We start from the raw sequence: 15,360 nt of genomic DNA, 5'->3' as shown, positions 1-15,360 counted from the left end.
CCTCGGCGCGGGGGCCCCTGCGGGGAGGTTGACTCGGGGGCCTGCACCTGGAGAGAGCGTGTGCCTCTCCAACCATTACGCGGGTTCCGAAAATTCGGTTCACCTTTACCGAACCCTGGGCGCACGGCGGCACGCAGGGGTTAAGGACGGGCGGGAGTGGGTTCGTCCGGTCCGTCGTTCTGGTAGATGTGGACGCACAAGCCGGCCGAGCAGATACGGAATCCGTGAACCATGAGCGCACCCACTTCTGGCTCCTCCGGTTCTTCGCCGCACTCCGCCTCGCCGGTCCCGGGCTACTACCCTGACCCGTCGATTCCCCACTACATCCGCTACTGGAACGGCTCGGCGTGGGTTCCGGGTACGAGCCGGCCGGTCGACGACGGCCCGGCGCCGGTGCCGGGCCCGGCCGTGATCCCGGCGCCCGCCCCGCCCGCGCCCGCCCCGCCCGCGCCCGCCGTGGACGAGTCGGGGCCGGTGTACCTGGACGAGGACCCCCGGGCGCCCCGGGCCGAGGGGCCCGCGTCCGCGGCGGCTGCCGGGCACCGTGCCGCCCTGCCGCCCGCACCGGCTCCGGCGTCCCCGGTGGACGAGTTGGGGCCGGTGTACCTGGACGAGGACCCCCGGGCGCCGCTGGCCGGGACGTCCGGGCCCGCCTGGCCGGTGCCGCGCACCGGCGAGCCGCCGCGGATCTCCTGGGGCTCGCCCGAGCCGGACCCGCGGCCGGACTCGCAGTCGGCGCGGCCCCGGGCCGTGCCGCAGGCCCGGCAGGCGCCGCCGCCGTACGCCCAGCCAATCCCGCCGGTCCAACCCGTCCCGCAGCCGCTGCGGCCCGCGCCCGCGGAGCCCGCGCAGCCGTCCGCACCGCAGCCGCAGCCGCAGCCCCAGTCCCCGGCCCAGCCGCAGCCCCAGTCCCCGGCCCAGCCGCTGCCCCAGGCCCGGCCCCAACCGCTGTCGCAGTACGAACCGCCGCCGGCCGCGCCGCAGTCCGGCGCGCCCTGGGCCGCCCGGGTGCACGACCTGGCCCGGCAGGGGGAGCCGCAGGGCGCCGCCGGGCCGGCGGCCCCGTGGCGTCCCGTGGCCGCCGACCCGTTCGCCGGCGCGCTGCGCTCGGAGCGGCCGGGCGGGCTGGTCCGGCGGTTCGCCGCGCGGGTGGTCGACACCGTCGTCGCCTCCGCCGTGGTGGGCGCCGCGGCGCTGCCGCTGGGGTCGGCCGCGTACCACCACGCCAAGGACAAGGTGGACGCGGCGAGACTGACCGGTGAGACGGTCAGGGTGTACCTGATCGACGGCACCACCGGGGTGCAGCTCGGCGCGGTGCTGGTGGTCGCGGTCGCCGCCGGGCTGCTGCTGGAGGTGCTGCCCACCGTCAAGTGGGGCCGGACGCTGGGCAAGAAGCTGGTCGGTCTGCGGGTGCTGGACATCGAGGCGCAAACGCCGCCGCGCTTCGGAGCGAGTCTGCGCCGCTGGCTGACGCGCGCGGTGCTGGACGTGCTGGTGGTCGGTGCGCTCGGGCTGCTGTGGTGCCTGTTCGACCGGCCGTGGAAGCAGTGCTGGCACGACAAGGCGGCCCGTACCTTCGTGGCGGGCGGCTGACCCGTCGACCGGGTGACCGGGTGACCGCTCGACGGGCCCGGCGGGCGGCGGACCGGGTGACCGAACCGGCCGCGCGGCTGGCGTCGTCCGGCCGGGCCCGCAGCGGTCCGTCCCGGATACCCCGAACGGATCGCGCGGGGGGCGCCCGCCGTACCCCCGGGGTTGACTCGGGACATGAGTACCGATCAGCCGGGCCCCGGATCCCCTGACGACCCGTTCGCCAAGCGGCCCGGGGACGGCGGCGGTCCGCCGTCCGGCGACGGTGCGTACGGCGGCCCGCACGGTGCCCCGCCCCCCGGTGGTCCGCACGCGGACGGGGAGGGCGGCCAGGGCGGCGGTCCCTTCGGCCAAAGCCCGCACGACCGGGATCCGTACGGTCCGGGCCCGTACGGCGAGGGGCCGCGCGATCAGGGCCCGTACGACCGGGGCCCGTACGGGCGGAACCCCTCCGCGGACGGCCCCCCGGGCCCCGGGCAGCGGCCCGGTCCCGACCCGCTGGCCGGTATGCCGCCGCTGGCCGGCCGGGGCAGGCGGGTGCTGGCCCGGATCGTGGACGTCGTCGTCGTACTGGTCCCGGCGTACCTGCTGGAGTGGGCGGTGATCGGCGCGCAGCGCGGCGACGTGAACGTCGGCCGCTCGGCGGTCGGCGGGGTGTTCGCGGCCGTCGTCGGGTTCCTCTACGAGTGGTATCTGACCAAGGCCACCGGCCAGACCCTCGGCAAACGGGCCATGGGCCTGCGGATCGCGATGCTGGCGGACGGCAGCGTACCGACACCGACGGCCGCCGCGGTGCGGGCGGCCGTGCTGTGGCTCCCTGTCTTCTGCTGCTACTGCGTCTGGTTCCTGCTCATCGGCGTCACGGTCGCCCTCGACCGGCCCTACCGGCAGGGAGTGCACGACAAGGCCGCCAGGACCGTGGTGGTCGAGGTGACCTGAGGCTGCGGGGCGGGGGCCGGGGCGGGGACCCGGCACCCGGTACGGGCGTGTGCCGCGTGCCGACCGGTTCCGCCCGGTGCCGGTCCGGCGGCCTGCGCCGCTTCGGCTTTCGCGGTGGGGCGGGTGGTGTTGCTCCGGCCCGGCGGCCCGTGCGCAGCCTCGGTTCTCGCCGAGGGAAGGCACCGCACCGGCCTCGGCGGCCCGCGCGCCGGTCCGGCTTTCGCGGCAGGGCGGTCGGCGTTGCCCCGGCCCGCGCGCCGCCCCGGCACCCGGTCCGCGCGCGGGCCCCGTACCCTGTCGCCGGCCGCCGCCGAGGACCTGCCCGGCGTGGTCCGGCCCGACCGCGTCGGCGGGTCCCGGAATCCTCCGGACCTCGCTGTACGGTCATCCGGATGGCTGATTTACTGATCAGCCATGACCGCTGACCTGCCCTCGGGCACCCCCGCGCCGGCCCGGCTCGGCAGCCGCTTTCTGGCCCGCGTGATCGACACGGTGGTCCTGGTCGCGATCGACTGGCTGCTGGCCGCGGCGCTGGCCGGGCCGACCTCCCCCGACGACTTCTCCTACGCCGACCAGGTGCTGCTCAGCGCCTTGGTGTTCGTGCTGTACTTCGCCTACGAGGGCGCCATGACGTCGGCCCGCGGCCAGACGCTCGGCAAGATGGTGCTGGGGATCCGGGTGGTGCTGCTGGACGGCGGCGCGGTGCCCGCAGGCCGGCCGGCCTGGACGCGGGCCGCGGTCTACGCGCTGCCCGGTGTGCTGCTCGTCGTCCTGATCGGCCCGCTGTACTGGCTGCTGGACTCCCTGTGGTGCGCCTGGGACCGGCCCAACCGGCAGTGCCTGCACGACAAGGCGGCCGGGACCGTGGTGGTGGCCGCGGGGTGACCCCTGGGCCGGGCGGGGCGGCCCTTGGCGTCGGTGACGCTGTGCGGGTTCGTTGTGGCTGGTCGCGCGGTTCCCCGCCCCCTTGGTGGGTGGCCCCTTGGGTCGGTGACATGGTGCGCGCGGTCCCCCGCGCCCGGGGGCGGGCCCCCGGGCGGCGGGCCGTGCGGGTTCGCCGCGGCTGCTCGCGCGTGCCCCGCGTGCCCCGGCGGGCGCCGGGCGGCAGGACAGCGGGCCCCGCGCGCGGACGAGGCCGACGGGGGCGCGGCGCCGGGGTCAGCGGCGCAGGGACTCCTCGCTCAGCCGGCGGTCGGCGGTGCCGGGGCGGACCCGGGGGCGGGGCACCGCGGTCGCGGAGGCCGGGTCCGGGGCCGGGGCGGCGGGGCGGCGGTCGCGGGCCGCGGTGCCCGCCGCGACAAGGAGGCCGAGCAGCAGCCCGCCGGCAGCGACGGCCGTGACCGCGGCACCCGAGCGGGCCCCGGTCAGCAGCAGCACCGCGAAGGTGAACAGCACCACGGTGGTCAGCCCGTAGGCGACCTGCGCGTTCGTAGGACGTGGCATCGGGGAATCCGTCCTCGGTACGTCGAAGCGGGGGCACGCCGACGGGTCGGTCAGGGGGCCGGCTGGGACCGGCGGCCGGGCACGGCGGCGCGGGGGCCGGCAGGTGTCGCCGGGGCGTGCCGCCGGGTGGTTCTACGATTCGGCATGCCCGGGCCTGACACGGGGTAAGCACTGACTCACCCCCGGTGCGGTGCACGCGGGGGGCGCACGGGGTCGCACGCGTGACCCGCCAACGGCCTTGCGCCCGCCGGATGGTGGCGGTGTGTCCGCTGAGCGGTGCGCCGAAACCGGCAAACGTACTGGTGTGCCATGCGCAAGTCAAGATCTGGTTTTTCTCCGGCCACTCCGGTGCAATGGCCTTTCCCAAGGGGAGGTCAAGGATCTTGAAAACTCAGCGGAGGATACCCAGAACCGCCGCCCTCGCCCTCGCGATAGCCGTACTGGGCATACCCGCGGTCACCACCGCGGGGGCCTACGCGGTTACGCCGGCGGCGGACTCGGCGCACCCCGCGCCGGCGGCGGCACACGACCCGGCCACCGCGCAGCCGCACAACCTGCCGGGCCCGTTCACCGAGCAGGAGACGGCGGAACGTTCCGCCGCCCTCCAGCAGGTGGTGTCCGGCGAGGCCGCCGTGCAGCAGCGCGGCGCGTCGAAGGTCGTCCAACTGGGCGGCGGCAAGGGCAAGAAGAGCAAGTACGTCGAACTGGGGCGGGAGAAGACCGACAAGATCTTCACCATCCTGGCCGAGTTCGGCAACCAGGTGGACGGCACCACCACCTACGACCCGGACGGTCCGGACGGACCCGAGGCGCCGGTCGTGAAGTACGGCGGCACCCCCGGCCCGGCGCACAACACCATCGCCGAGCCGGACCCGAAGACCGACAACAGCACCGCCTGGCAGGCCGACTACAACCAGCAGCACTTCCAGGACCTGTACTTCTCGCACGCCTCCGGCACGGAGTCGCTGGCGAAGTACTACGAGAAGCAGTCCTCGGGCCGCTACTCGGTGCAGGGCGAGGTCTCCGCCTGGGTCAAGGTGCCCTGGAACGAAGCCCGTTACGGCTCCAACTACTGCGGGGCCAGCACCTGCTCCAGCGCCTGGGACCTGATCCGCGACGCCACCACCGCGTACGTCAACGACCAGAAGGCGCAGGGCCGTACCGACGCCCAGATCACGGCGGACCTGGCCCAGTACGACCAGTGGGACCGCTACGACTTCGACGGCGACGGCAACTTCAACGAGCCCGACGGGTACATCGACCACTTCCAGATCGTGCACGCCGGCGAGGACGAGTCCGCGGGCGGCGGCGCGCAGGCCGAGGACGCCCTGTGGGCGCACCGCTGGTACGCCTACGGCAGCGACGTCGGCCGGACCGGACCGACCGGCAACAAGGCGGGCGGCACCCAGATCGGCAGCACCGGCATCTGGATCGGCGACTACACCCTCCAGCCGGAGAACGGCGGCCTCGGCGTCTTCGCCCACGAGTACGGCCACGACCTGGGCCTGCCCGACGAGTACGACACCACGTACATCGGCGAGAACAGCACCGCCTTCTGGACCCTGATGTCGTCCGGCTCCTGGATGGGCACCGGCAAGAACGCCATCGGCGACCTCCCCGACGACATGAACGCCTGGGACAAGCTCCAGCTCGGCTGGCTGAACTACGCCACCGCCAAGGCGGGCAAGACCTCGACCGCCAAGCTGGGCGTCGCCGAGTACAACACCAAGGACAAGCAGGCGCTGGTCGTCCAGCTGCCCGACAAGACCGTCACCACCACCATCACCGCGCCCGCCGAGGGCGCCAAGCAGTGGTGGAGCGGCATGGGCGACAACCTGTCGAACACCCTGACCCGCTCGGTCGACCTCACCGGTGCCGCCTCCGCCTCGCTGAACCTCAAGGGCTGGTGGGACATCGAGGAGAACTACGACTACCTCTACACCGAGGTCTCCACGGACGGCGGCGCGAGCTGGACCGCCCTGGAGGGCACCGCGAACGGCCGGTCCATCCCGCGTGACGGCAGTGACGCCCCGGCGCTGACCGGCACCTCCGGCGCCTACGAGGACCTCGCCTTCCCGCTCGACGCCTACGCGGGCCGGCAGATCCAGCTGCGGTTCCGCTACCTGACCGACGGCGGCGTCGCGCAGCAGGGCTTCGCGGCCGACGCGATCACCGTCACCGCCGACGGGCAGGGCGTGCTCAGCGACGGCGCCGAGACCGACGACAACGGCTGGACCGCCAAGGGCTTCTCCCGGATCGGCGCGTCGTTCACCAACGACTACCCCGAGTACTACGTGGCGGAGAACCGGCAGTACGTCTCGTACGACAGCACGCTGAAGACGGGCCCGTACAACTTCGGCTGGACCGGCACCAAGCCGGACTGGGTGGAGCACTTCCCCTACCAGACCGGTCTGCTGGTCTGGCTGTGGGACACCTCCCAGGCCGACAACAACGTGGGCCTGCACCCCGGCGCCGGCCAGATCCTGCCGGTGGACGCGCACGCCAAGCCGGAGAAGTGGTCCGACGGCACCCTTATGCGCAACCGGATCCAGGCGTACGACGCGCCGTTCAGCTGGTACCCCAGCAGCGGCTTCACGCTGCACAAGGGCGGCGTGGCCGCCAGGGTCGCCCCGAAGCTCGGCTCGCCGATCTTCGACGACCACTACGGCACGTACTGGTACGACAGCAACCCGTACGGCGGCGTCAAGGTGCCGGACACCAACACCAGGATCAGCATCGTGAGCGAGCCGCTGGACGGCAGCACGCTGACCCTGCTGGTGAGCCCGGCCCACCGCTGAGGGCCGGCCGATCGGCCGGTGATTATCAGCACATGGCGTCTGACCTGCGATGACGCTGCGTCCGGCCGTCGCCCTCTGGTGGGCGGCGGCCGGACCGCCGATGATGTGACCATGGCCGTCGGCGGATTCATCAGGCTCCCGGGCGGCACGGTCGTCGTCGCGCTGGCCCTGTCGCACCCGACCTGCGCCGGCTACACCGTGCGGGTGCTCGTCCACGCCCAGAACCGGCAGCGGGCCCTCACCCGGCTCAGCAACCTCGGCTTTCGCGGCACCCGGCTCAGCGGCAACGCGGAACCGCCCAGCCCGGACGAGGCCAACGCGGTGCTGCACCACCCGGACGGCCTGATCTGGCGCGAGTACCACGCCCGTCCGGGTGAACCCTGGCACCCGATCTCGGCGCTCGGCCGGGTGGCGCGCGGCGCCTGACCCGCCGGCCGGCAGCCGGCGACCGGCCGCCCGTCAGGAGGCCGCCGGGTCAGCGGCCGATGAGCACACCGCCCGTCAGCGGCCGGCCGGGGTGCGCCCCGGCCGCCCGGTCAGCTGTTGACCGGCTGCCCGCTGAGCGCCACCCCCGCCTCGCGCAGCTCGTCCAGCGCCCGCACGGTGCTGTCGGGGGCGACGCCCGCGGTCAGGTCCAGCAGGACCCGGGTGGTGAAGCCCTCGCGGGCCGCGTCCAGGGCGGTGGCCCGTACGCAGTGGTCGGTGGCGATGCCCACCACGTCCACCTCGGTGACGTCCCGGTCCCGCAGCCACTCGGCCAGCGCCGTGCCGTTCTCGTCGCGCCCCTCGAAGCCGCTGTAGGCGGGCGCGTGCTCGCCCTTGGAGAAGACCGCGTCGACGGCGCCGGAGGCGACCGAGGGGGCGAAGTTCGGGTGGAAGCCGACACCCTCGGTGCCGGCCACGCAGTGCACCGGCCAGGAGGCGACGAAGTCCGGGTGGGCGGAGAAGTGGCCGCCCGGGTCGATGTGGTGGTCGCGGGTGGCCACCACGTGGCGGTACGAGCCCGCGGAGGCGCCGATGAGGTCGGTCACGGCGGCGGCCACGTCCGCCCCACCGGTCACCGCGAGGCTGCCGCCTTCGCAGAAGTCGTTCTGCACGTCGACGACGATGAGTGCGCGATGCATGTGCCGCTCCGGCGGGATCGGGGGGTCGGGTAACCCTGAGGGTAGGCGGTGCCCGGAACCCCGGGTAGTGGGGCCTCGGCTCAGTGCAGCTCCACCGGCAGCACCGGTTCGCCCCGGGAGAGCTGGGTGGCCGACAGCGGGAGGCCGGCGCGGGCCCGGATGTGGCGGTCGCGGGCGGCGTCGAGGGGCTCGCGCCCGACGATCTCGCCGGCCCGCACGAGGGGGACCAGGAGCTGGCGGTCGACGAGGCCGGCGGGGATCTCGCCGCTGCCGATGACCTCGGCCTCGGCGACGCCGTCGCCGTCCAGCCGGCGGGCGGCCCACTTGCGGCCGCCGACGCTGGTCTTGCCGCCCATGGACTTCTTGGCCACCGGCACCAGCGGCGCGCCGGGCAGGTCGGAGGCGGCGCGGGCGACGAGCTTGTAGACCATCGAGCAGGTCGGGTTGCCGCTGCCGGTCACCAGTGACGTGCCGACGCCGTAGGAGTCCACCGGCGCAGCGGCCAGCGACGCGATGGCGTACTCGTCGAGGTCCGAGGTGACCACGATCCTGGTCTTCGCCGCGCCGAGATCGTCCAGCTGCTGCCGCACCCGGTGGGCGAGCAGCAGCAGGTCGCCGGAGTCGATCCGGACCGAGCCCAGCTCGGGCCCGGCCACCTCGACGGCGGTGCGGACCGCGGCGGCCACGTCGTAGGTGTCCACCAGCAAGGTGGTGCCCCGGCCGAGCGACTCCACCTGGGCGGTGAAGGCGTCCCGCTCGGTGTCGTGCACCAGGGTGAAGGCGTGCGCGCTGGTGCCGATGGTGGGCAGCCCGTAGCGGAAGCCGGCCGCCAGGTTGGAGGAGGAGCGGAAACCGCCGACGTAGGCGGCGCGGGAGGCGGCCACCGCGGCCAGTTCGTGGGTGCGGCGGGCACCCATCTCCATCAGCGGCCGGCCGCCGGCCGCGACGGCCATCCGGGAGGCCGCCGCGGCGATGGCCGAGTCGTGGTTGAGGATCGACAGCACCACCGTCTCCAGCACCACCGCCTCGGCGAAGGTGCCCTCGACCCGCAGGATCGGCGAGCCGGGGAAGTACACCTCGCCCTCGGGGTAGCCCCAGATGTCGCCGGAGAAGCGGTAGCCCGCCAGCCACTCCAGGGTGGTGTCGTCCACCACCGCCTCGCGGGCCAGGAAGTCCAGCACCGGTCCGTCGAAGCGGAAGTTCTCCACCGCGTCCAGCACCCGTCCGGTGCCGGCCACCACGCCGTAGCGTCGGCCCTCGGGCAGCCGGCGGGTGAAGGTCTCGAAGACCGAACGGCGGTGCGCGGCGCCGCTGCGCAGGGCCGCCTGCAGCATCGTCAGCTCGTACCGGTCGGTGAACAAAGCCGTGGACGGCACGTCCACCGGCAGTCCCAGGTCTGCTGTGCTCATGCCGAGGATGCTACCCCGCATCTCGTCAGATTGACGAGATGTGCCGGGTGTGGGCGCGCTCACACGCGAGCCGTCCGGCCGGGCCCGGCGCACGCCCGTTTGTGCGAGGCCCCCGGGGCGCGGCAGCATGGGGGTTGTGAGTGTCGCACCTGTCGAGATCGAGCGTCCCGAGTCGAGCGAAGCGCCCTTCCAGGTTCCCGCGGCGGACGTTCCGTGGGTGACCCTCGTGCACAACGACCCCGTCAACCTGATGAGCTATGTGACGTACGTCTTCCAGACGTACTTCGGCTATTCCAAGAGCAAGGCCACCAAACTGATGAAGGACGTGCACCACAAGGGCCGCGCCGTGGTCTCCAGCGGCAGCCGCGAGGAGATGGAGCGCGATGTGCAGGCCATGCACGGCTACGGCCTGTGGGCGACCCTCTCGCAGGACCGCTGATGGCCCGCCGGCGGGCCCGTCTCGGCCTGTTCGAACCGGTCCGCGGCGGCGGCGCCGCCATCGCGCTGGACGAGGTGGAGATCTCCATCCTGCGCAGCCTGCTGGTGCAGCTGCTGGAGCTGATCGGTCCCGGTGACCCGCCGCCCGGCGCCGACGACGACCCGCTGGCCGCGCTCTTCGCCGAGGGCCCCGGCAAACCGCCCGACGACCCGGCGCTGGCCCGGCTGTTCCCGGACGCCTACGCGGAGACCGAGGACGCCTCGGAGTTCCGCCGGTTCACCGAGAACGACCTGCGCGCCCGCAAACGCGAGGACGCCCTCGCCGTGATCGGCGGCCTCGACCTCGGCGGCCCGGTGCTCAAGCTCAGCGCCGACCAGGCCCGGCAGTGGCTCGGCGCCCTCAACGACCTGCGGCTGACCCTCGGCTCCCGGCTGGAGGTCACCGACGACGGCGAGGGACCGGGCGGCGGCCTCGACGCGCTGCCGGACGACGACGAGCGCAAACCGCTGATGATGGCGTACCTGTGGCTCGGCGGCCTCCAGGAGTCGCTGGTCGAGGTGCTGACGGGCTGACCGGGCCGGGCCGTCCCCGCGGGGCCGCGCGGGGCCGCGCGGGGACGGGTCGGCCGGGTGGCCGAGCGGGACTGGGCCGCCCGGGTACGGGCGGGTCGCCGGAGCGGGCCCCGGGGTACGGATCCGGACATGACGGATCCGACGGGCGCGGCGGCCGGGGCCGAGGGCGCCCCGCCCGGGAACGGCACCGGGACCGGGGCGGGCGAGGGCTACGCCCGCGGGCTGGGCGGCCGGCAGATCCAGATGATCGCGATCGGCGGCGCCATCGGCACCGGCCTCTTCCTCGGCGCCGGCCGGGCCATCCACCAGGCGGGACCCAGCCTGATCCTGATGTACGCGGTCGCCGGCGCGGCGGTCTTCGTCATCATGCGGGCCCTCGGCGAGCTGCTCAGCTACCGCCCGGCGGCCGGCTCCTTCGCCGACCACGCCCGGGAGTTTTTCGGCCCGTTCGCCGGCTACGCGACCGGCTGGACGTACTGGCTGATGTGGGTGGTCACCGGCATGGCCGAGGTGACGGCGGCGGCCACCTACCTCGCCTACTGGTGGCCGGCCGTCCCGCAGTGGCTGGCCGCGCTCGGCTTCCTGACCGCGCTGCTGCTCACCAACCTGGTCTCGGTACGGCTCTTCGGCGAGGTCGAGTTCTGGCTGTCGATGATCAAGGTGACCGCCATCCTCGGCATGATCCTGATCGGCGCCGGCGTACTCACCCTGGGGGTGTCCGCGGCCGGCGACACCGCCTCGGTCACCCACCTGTGGCACGACGGCGGGGTCTTCCCCAACGGCGTCGGCAGCTCGCTGCTGACCCTGCAGATCGTGATGTTCGCCTACGTCGCCGTGGAACTCGTCGGCGTCACCGCCGGCGAGGCGCGCGACCCGCGCCGGACGTTGCCGAAGGCGATCAACACCCTGCCGTGGCGGATCGCGCTGTTCTACGTCGGCGCGCTCACCGTCATCCTCTGCGTGGTGTCGTGGACCGAGTTCCGGCCCGGGGTCAGCCCGTTCGTGGCCGCCTTCGCCCGGATCGGCATCCCCTTCGGGGCCGGCGTCGTCAACTTCGTGGTGCTCTCGGCGGCCCTGTCCTCCTGCAACTCCGGCATGTACTCCACCGGCCGGATGCTGCGCGACCTGGCCGCCAACGGACAGGGCCCGCGGGTCTTCACCCGGCTCACCGCCCGCCGCACCCCGGCACTGGGCACCCTCGCCTCGGCGTGCGTGACGAGCGTCGGCGTCTGGCTCAACTACGTCGACCCGGCCGGGGCGTTCACCTACATCACCGCCTTCGCCACCGTCGCCGGGGTGTGGACCTGGGGGGTCATCCTGGCCGCGCACATCCGCTACCGGGCCGCCGTACGGGCCGGCCGGGCGGCGCCCGGCTGGTTCGCCGCGCCCGGCGGGGCCGCCGCCAGCTGGTGCGCGCTCGGCTTCCTCGGCCTGGTCGTGGTGCTCATCGGCGCCGACTCCGACGCCCGGATCTCGCTGTACGGGGCGCCGGTCTGGTTCGCCGCGCTGGCGGCCGGCTACCCCGTCCTGAAACGGCGCAACCCGGCCGCCTTCCGCCGCCGCCCGCCCGACGGGCCGCTGTCGCAGAGCGCCCCGGACGCCGCCTCTCTGTGACCGGGCCGCCCCTGTTACTTTTCCGGCATGCTCACCATCACCCAGGACCTGTACGACGCGATCGTCGCCCACGCCCGCGCCGACCACCCGGACGAGGCGTGCGGGATCGTGGCGGGCCCGGCCGGCAGCGACCGCCCCGAGCGGTTCGTCCCGATGCTGAACGCGGCCCGCTCGCCGACGTTCTACGAGTTCGACTCCACTGACCTGCTCACGCTCTACCGCGAGCTGGACGACCGGGACGAGGAGCCGGTGATCGTCTACCACTCGCACACCGCGACCGAGGCGTACCCCTCGCGCACCGACGTCTCGTACGCCAACGAGCCCGGCGCCCACTACGTGCTGGTGTCCACCGCGGAGGAGTTCCAGTTCCGCTCGTTCCGCATCGTGGACGGCGCGGTGACCGAGGAACCCGTGGCCGTGGTGCCCCCCGGCGCCTGACGTCCCGGATGGCGGGACGGGCGTCTCGGCACGTCAGAGGGAATCGATACGATGGGGCGGGGGTTCTCCCCCACGCGGCGGGTCCGCGCGCGGGACCGCGCCGCACCGACCGGCAGCACCGACCCTCTCCGCAGGCACCCAGCGCGCTACCAGCGCACACAGTACGCACTCACAGGAGCGCAGTCATGGCCATCGAGGTCCGCATCCCGACCATCCTCCGCACCTACACCGACGGCGAGAAGGCCGTGGCGGGCGCCGGGAGCACGCTCGACGAGCTGTTCACCGACCTGGACACCCGGCACGCCGGCCTGCGGGACCGCGTCGTGGACGGCGGCGAGCTGCGCCGGTTCGTGAACGTCTACCTCAACGACGAGGACGTCCGCTTCCTGGACGGCATCGCCACCAAGCTCACCGACGGCGACAGCGTGACGATCCTGCCCGCCGTGGCCGGCGGCATGCGCTGATGCGGTACGACTCCCCGCTGGCGGCCGTCGGCAACACCCCGCTGGTCCGGCTGCCGCGGCTGTCGCCCTCCGACGAGGTGAGCGTCTGGGCGAAGCTGGAGGACCGCAACCCCACCGGCTCGATCAAGGACCGCCCGGCCCTGCACATGATCGAGCAGGCCGAGGCCGAGGGGCGGCTCACCCCCGGCTGCACCGTCCTGGAGCCCACCTCCGGCAACACCGGCATCTCGCTGGCGATGGCCGCCCGGCTCAAGGGCTACCGGATGGTCTGCGTGATGCCGGAGAACACCTCGCAGGAGCGCCGCGAACTGCTGGCCATGTGGGGCGCCGAGATCATTCCCTCACCCGCGGCCGGCGGCTCCAACACCGCGGTCCGCATCGCCAAGGGACTGGCCGCCGAGCACCCCGAGTGGGTGATGCTCTACCAGTACGGCAACGCGGCCAACCCCGGCGCCCACTACGCCGGCACCGGCCCGGAGATCCTCGCCGACCTCCCCACCATCACCCACTTCGTGGCCGGCCTCGGCACCACCGGCACGCTGATGGGCGTCGGCCGCTACCTGCGTGAGAAGGCCCCCGGCGTCGCCGTCGTGGCCGCCGAACCGCGCTACGACGACCTGGTCTACGGGCTGCGCAACCTCGACGAGGGCTTCGTGCCGGAGCTGTACGACCCGGCGGTACTCACCACCCGCTTCTCCGTCGGCTCCGCCGACGCGGTCCGCCGCACCCGCGAACTCCTCCAGCAGGAGGGCATCTTCGCCGGCGTCTCCACCGGCGCGGCGCTGCACGCGGCCCTGGGCGTCGCCACGAAGGCGCTCCGCGCGGGTGAGCGGGCCGACGTCGTCTTCATCGTCGCCGACGGCGGCTGGAAGTACCTGTCCACCGGCATCTACACCGCGCCCACCACCGAGGCGGCGGTCACCCTCCTCCAGGGCCAACTCTGGGCCTGACGGCCCCGCCCGTCCCCCCCACCGCCTGCCGCCTGCGCCCGGCGTTCGGGGGCGGGGAGGCGATCGGCGGTCACCGGGGGGAGCCCGCCCGGCGCTTGAGAGGGGAGGAGGGCGCCCGCCGCCGCCCCGGCACCGCCGAGCCCAGCGGCAGCGGACCCGTGCTGGTGATTCCGCCCACAACGGGGCGCCGCAACCGAGCACGCGCAGCGCACCGCGCTTACCCTTCGAAGAACGGCGGGCCGTCCCGCCACCCCCCACCCGAGCCGGTCTGGGGCGATGCGGCGCGCCCACGGAGGTGTTTCCCGAAATGTTGCTCACCGTCGTCGGCTGCTCGGGGTCGTTCCCGTCCGCGGATTCGGCCTGCTCCAGCTACCTCGTCGAGGCCGACGGCTTCCGGCTGCTGATCGACATGGGCAACGGCGCCCTCGGCGAACTGCAGCGCCACTGCGGGCTCTACGACCTGGACGCGGTGCTCCTCAGCCACCTGCACGCCGACCACTGCATCGACATGTGCGGCTACTTCGTCGCCCGCTACTACCGGCACGACGGCGGCCCCGCCTCGGCCATCCCGGTCTACGGCCCCGCCGGCACCGAGCGGCGGCTGAACATCGCCTACGGCGACGTGCCGGACGAGAAGTGTATGAGCGAGGTCTTCGACTTCCGCACCCTGGAACCCGGCTCCTTCCGGCTCGGCCCGTTCACCGTCACCGCCGACCTGGTCAGCCACCCCGTGGAGGCGTACGGCTTCCGGATCGAGCACGACGGCAGCACCCTGGCGTACTCCGGTGACACCGGCCCGTGCGACGCCCTGGAGGGGCTGGCCGAGGGCGCGGACCTCTTCCTGTGCGAGGCGTCCTTCACGCACGGCAAGGAGGACATCCCCGAGCTGCACCTCAACGGCCGCGAGGCCGGGCAGGTGGCGAACCGGGCCGGTGCGGAGCGGCTGGTGCTGACGCACATCCCGCCGTGGACCAACCCGGCGGTCAACCTCCGTGACGCGCAGGCCGCGTTCGAGGGACCGGTGGAGCTGGCCAAGGCGGGCGCGACCTACGAGCTGTAGGCGGCGCCGCCCCGCCACTCCCACCGCCCTGCCGCCGCTCCCCCCGCTGCCCCCCCCGCCGCCCCGGCCCCCGTACCCGCCCGCCGCGAAGGGGGCGCCGGAGCCGGCCGTACCCGGTCGGCGCCCATGACCGCCATGCTGATCCACACGGCGGCCGAGCGCCCGCGAAGGTGGGCCAACCGTGCGTTACCGTGAGATCACGGACCCGCCGGTGGGCCCGCGAACCAGGAGGCACAGATGGCCAGCAAGGCTGAGAAGATCGTCGCCGGGCTCGGCGGCCTCGGCAACATCGAGGAGATCGAGGGCTGCATCACCCGGCTCCGTACCGAGGTCAAGGACCCCGGGCTGGTCGACGAGGCCGCTTTGAAGGCCGCCGGCGTCCACGGCGTCGTCACCATGGGCACCGCCGTCCAGGTCGTCACCGGCACCGACGCCGACCCGATCGCGGCGGACATCGAAAGCATGTTGTAGGGCCCCTGACCGGGCGGCCAACGGGCGGGCCGGTCACCCGGATAGGCTC

The 15,360-nt window shown here is 73.9% G+C and carries 16 protein-coding genes; 13 read left to right on the top strand and 3 right to left on the bottom strand.

Features of this window, described 5'->3' with window-relative positions:
* Positions 1 to 231 precede the first annotated feature (231 nt).
* From RLT57_RS09320 to RLT57_RS09310, 3 genes are all read left to right on the top strand, one after another.
* Positions 232 to 1,593: an RDD family protein gene (locus RLT57_RS09320; protein ID WP_311296901.1), complete on the top strand. Its 1,362-nt coding sequence runs from the start codon at positions 232 to 234 to the stop codon at positions 1,591 to 1,593.
* 174 nt (positions 1,594 to 1,767) lie between these two features.
* Positions 1,768 to 2,529: an RDD family protein gene (locus tag RLT57_RS09315; RefSeq protein ID WP_311296900.1), complete on the top strand. Its 762-nt coding sequence runs from the start codon at positions 1,768 to 1,770 to the stop codon at positions 2,527 to 2,529.
* A 414-nt stretch (positions 2,530 to 2,943) separates the two neighbouring features.
* The gene (locus RLT57_RS09310; RefSeq protein WP_311296899.1) at positions 2,944 to 3,414 is read left to right on the top strand and encodes an RDD family protein; all 471 of its coding nucleotides are present in this window, start codon (positions 2,944 to 2,946) and stop codon (positions 3,412 to 3,414) included.
* Between the two features lie 273 nt (positions 3,415 to 3,687).
* Here the strand turns inward: RLT57_RS09310 and RLT57_RS09305 are convergent, their stop codons facing one another.
* Positions 3,688 to 3,972: a hypothetical protein gene (locus tag RLT57_RS09305; protein ID WP_311296898.1), complete on the bottom strand. Its 285-nt coding sequence runs from the start codon at positions 3,970 to 3,972 to the stop codon at positions 3,688 to 3,690.
* A 383-nt stretch (positions 3,973 to 4,355) separates the two neighbouring features.
* Here RLT57_RS09305 and RLT57_RS09300 point away from each other — a divergent pair, with 383 nt between their 5' ends.
* Positions 4,356 to 6,770 (top strand): immune inhibitor A domain-containing protein, encoded by a 2,415-nt coding sequence (locus RLT57_RS09300; protein ID WP_311296897.1) that lies wholly within the window; start codon positions 4,356 to 4,358, stop codon positions 6,768 to 6,770.
* A 111-nt stretch (positions 6,771 to 6,881) separates the two neighbouring features.
* The gene (locus RLT57_RS09295; RefSeq protein WP_311296896.1) at positions 6,882 to 7,196 is read left to right on the top strand and encodes a hypothetical protein; all 315 of its coding nucleotides are present in this window, start codon (positions 6,882 to 6,884) and stop codon (positions 7,194 to 7,196) included.
* 110 nt (positions 7,197 to 7,306) lie between these two features.
* On the opposite strand, the gene RLT57_RS09290 is transcribed toward RLT57_RS09295, so the two are convergent.
* The gene (locus RLT57_RS09290) at positions 7,307 to 7,894 is read right to left on the bottom strand and encodes a nicotinamidase (protein WP_311296895.1); all 588 of its coding nucleotides are present in this window, start codon (positions 7,892 to 7,894) and stop codon (positions 7,307 to 7,309) included.
* 80 nt (positions 7,895 to 7,974) lie between these two features.
* Complete coding sequence (locus tag RLT57_RS09285; RefSeq protein ID WP_311296894.1) at positions 7,975 to 9,303, bottom strand: nicotinate phosphoribosyltransferase; 1,329 nt, start codon at positions 9,301 to 9,303, stop codon at positions 7,975 to 7,977.
* Between the two features lie 127 nt (positions 9,304 to 9,430).
* Here RLT57_RS09285 and clpS point away from each other — a divergent pair, with 127 nt between their 5' ends.
* The 8 genes from clpS to RLT57_RS09245 all read left to right on the top strand — a co-directional run bounded on the left by clpS (position 9,431) and on the right by RLT57_RS09245 (position 15,311).
* The gene (gene clpS / locus RLT57_RS09280; protein WP_311296893.1) at positions 9,431 to 9,742 is read left to right on the top strand and encodes an ATP-dependent Clp protease adapter ClpS; all 312 of its coding nucleotides are present in this window, start codon (positions 9,431 to 9,433) and stop codon (positions 9,740 to 9,742) included.
* On the top strand, positions 9,742 to 10,314 hold the full coding sequence (locus RLT57_RS09275; protein ID WP_311296892.1) for a DUF2017 domain-containing protein: 573 nt from the start codon (positions 9,742 to 9,744) through the stop codon (positions 10,312 to 10,314). The genes clpS and RLT57_RS09275 overlap by 1 nt, the downstream gene beginning before the upstream one ends.
* 129 nt (positions 10,315 to 10,443) lie before the next feature.
* Complete coding sequence (locus RLT57_RS09270) at positions 10,444 to 11,928, top strand: amino acid permease (RefSeq protein WP_399128333.1); 1,485 nt, start codon at positions 10,444 to 10,446, stop codon at positions 11,926 to 11,928.
* Positions 11,929 to 11,955: 27 nt separating this feature from the next.
* Positions 11,956 to 12,366: a M67 family metallopeptidase gene (locus RLT57_RS09265; protein ID WP_311296891.1), complete on the top strand. Its 411-nt coding sequence runs from the start codon at positions 11,956 to 11,958 to the stop codon at positions 12,364 to 12,366.
* 185 nt (positions 12,367 to 12,551) lie between these two features.
* Entirely contained in the window at positions 12,552 to 12,830 is a 279-nt protein-coding gene (locus tag RLT57_RS09260; RefSeq protein WP_311296890.1) for a MoaD/ThiS family protein, read from the top strand.
* Positions 12,830 to 13,780: a PLP-dependent cysteine synthase family protein gene (locus tag RLT57_RS09255; protein WP_311296889.1), complete on the top strand. Its 951-nt coding sequence runs from the start codon at positions 12,830 to 12,832 to the stop codon at positions 13,778 to 13,780. The genes RLT57_RS09260 and RLT57_RS09255 overlap by 1 nt, the downstream gene beginning before the upstream one ends.
* A gap of 307 nt (positions 13,781 to 14,087) precedes the next feature.
* Positions 14,088 to 14,840, top strand: a complete 753-nt coding sequence (locus tag RLT57_RS09250; protein WP_311296887.1) for an MBL fold metallo-hydrolase — start codon at positions 14,088 to 14,090, stop codon at positions 14,838 to 14,840.
* Positions 14,841 to 15,077: 237 nt separating this feature from the next.
* Positions 15,078 to 15,311 carry a PTS glucose/sucrose transporter subunit IIB gene (locus RLT57_RS09245; protein ID WP_311296886.1) on the top strand — a complete coding sequence of 78 codons (234 nt, stop codon included), beginning with the start codon at positions 15,078 to 15,080 and terminating at the stop codon, positions 15,309 to 15,311.
* Positions 15,312 to 15,360 lie beyond the last annotated feature (49 nt).

It is taken from the genome of Streptomyces sp. ITFR-21 (genome assembly GCF_031844685.1).
Lineage (GTDB): Bacteria > Actinomycetota > Actinomycetes > Streptomycetales > Streptomycetaceae > Actinacidiphila.
The sequence above is the reverse complement of the archived record's forward strand: the minus strand, read 5'-3'. Positions and strand labels throughout refer to the sequence as shown.

Bases quoted from the DNA above. Each gene is read 5' to 3' on its own strand.
- RLT57_RS09320 (WP_311296901.1), top strand. From the start codon at position 232: ATGAGCGCACCCACTTCTGGCTCCTCCGGTTCTTCGCCGCACTCCGCC.
- RLT57_RS09315 (WP_311296900.1), top strand. From the start codon at position 1,768: ATGAGTACCGATCAGCCGGGCCCCGGATCCCCTGACGACCCGTTCGCC.
- RLT57_RS09310 (WP_311296899.1), top strand. From the start codon at position 2,944: ATGACCGCTGACCTGCCCTCGGGCACCCCCGCGCCGGCCCGGCTCGGC.
- RLT57_RS09305 (WP_311296898.1), bottom strand. From the start codon at position 3,972: ATGCCACGTCCTACGAACGCGCAGGTCGCCTACGGGCTGACCACCGTG.
- RLT57_RS09295 (WP_311296896.1), top strand. From the start codon at position 6,882: ATGGCCGTCGGCGGATTCATCAGGCTCCCGGGCGGCACGGTCGTCGTC.
- RLT57_RS09290 (WP_311296895.1), bottom strand. From the start codon at position 7,894: ATGCATCGCGCACTCATCGTCGTCGACGTGCAGAACGACTTCTGCGAA.
- RLT57_RS09285 (WP_311296894.1), bottom strand. From the start codon at position 9,303: ATGAGCACAGCAGACCTGGGACTGCCGGTGGACGTGCCGTCCACGGCT.
- clpS (WP_311296893.1), top strand. From the start codon at position 9,431: ATGGGGGTTGTGAGTGTCGCACCTGTCGAGATCGAGCGTCCCGAGTCG.
- RLT57_RS09275 (WP_311296892.1), top strand. From the start codon at position 9,742: ATGGCCCGCCGGCGGGCCCGTCTCGGCCTGTTCGAACCGGTCCGCGGC.
- RLT57_RS09270 (WP_399128333.1), top strand. From the start codon at position 10,444: ATGACGGATCCGACGGGCGCGGCGGCCGGGGCCGAGGGCGCCCCGCCC.
- RLT57_RS09265 (WP_311296891.1), top strand. From the start codon at position 11,956: ATGCTCACCATCACCCAGGACCTGTACGACGCGATCGTCGCCCACGCC.
- RLT57_RS09260 (WP_311296890.1), top strand. From the start codon at position 12,552: ATGGCCATCGAGGTCCGCATCCCGACCATCCTCCGCACCTACACCGAC.
- RLT57_RS09255 (WP_311296889.1), top strand. From the start codon at position 12,830: ATGCGGTACGACTCCCCGCTGGCGGCCGTCGGCAACACCCCGCTGGTC.
- RLT57_RS09250 (WP_311296887.1), top strand. From the start codon at position 14,088: ATGTTGCTCACCGTCGTCGGCTGCTCGGGGTCGTTCCCGTCCGCGGAT.
- RLT57_RS09245 (WP_311296886.1), top strand. From the start codon at position 15,078: ATGGCCAGCAAGGCTGAGAAGATCGTCGCCGGGCTCGGCGGCCTCGGC.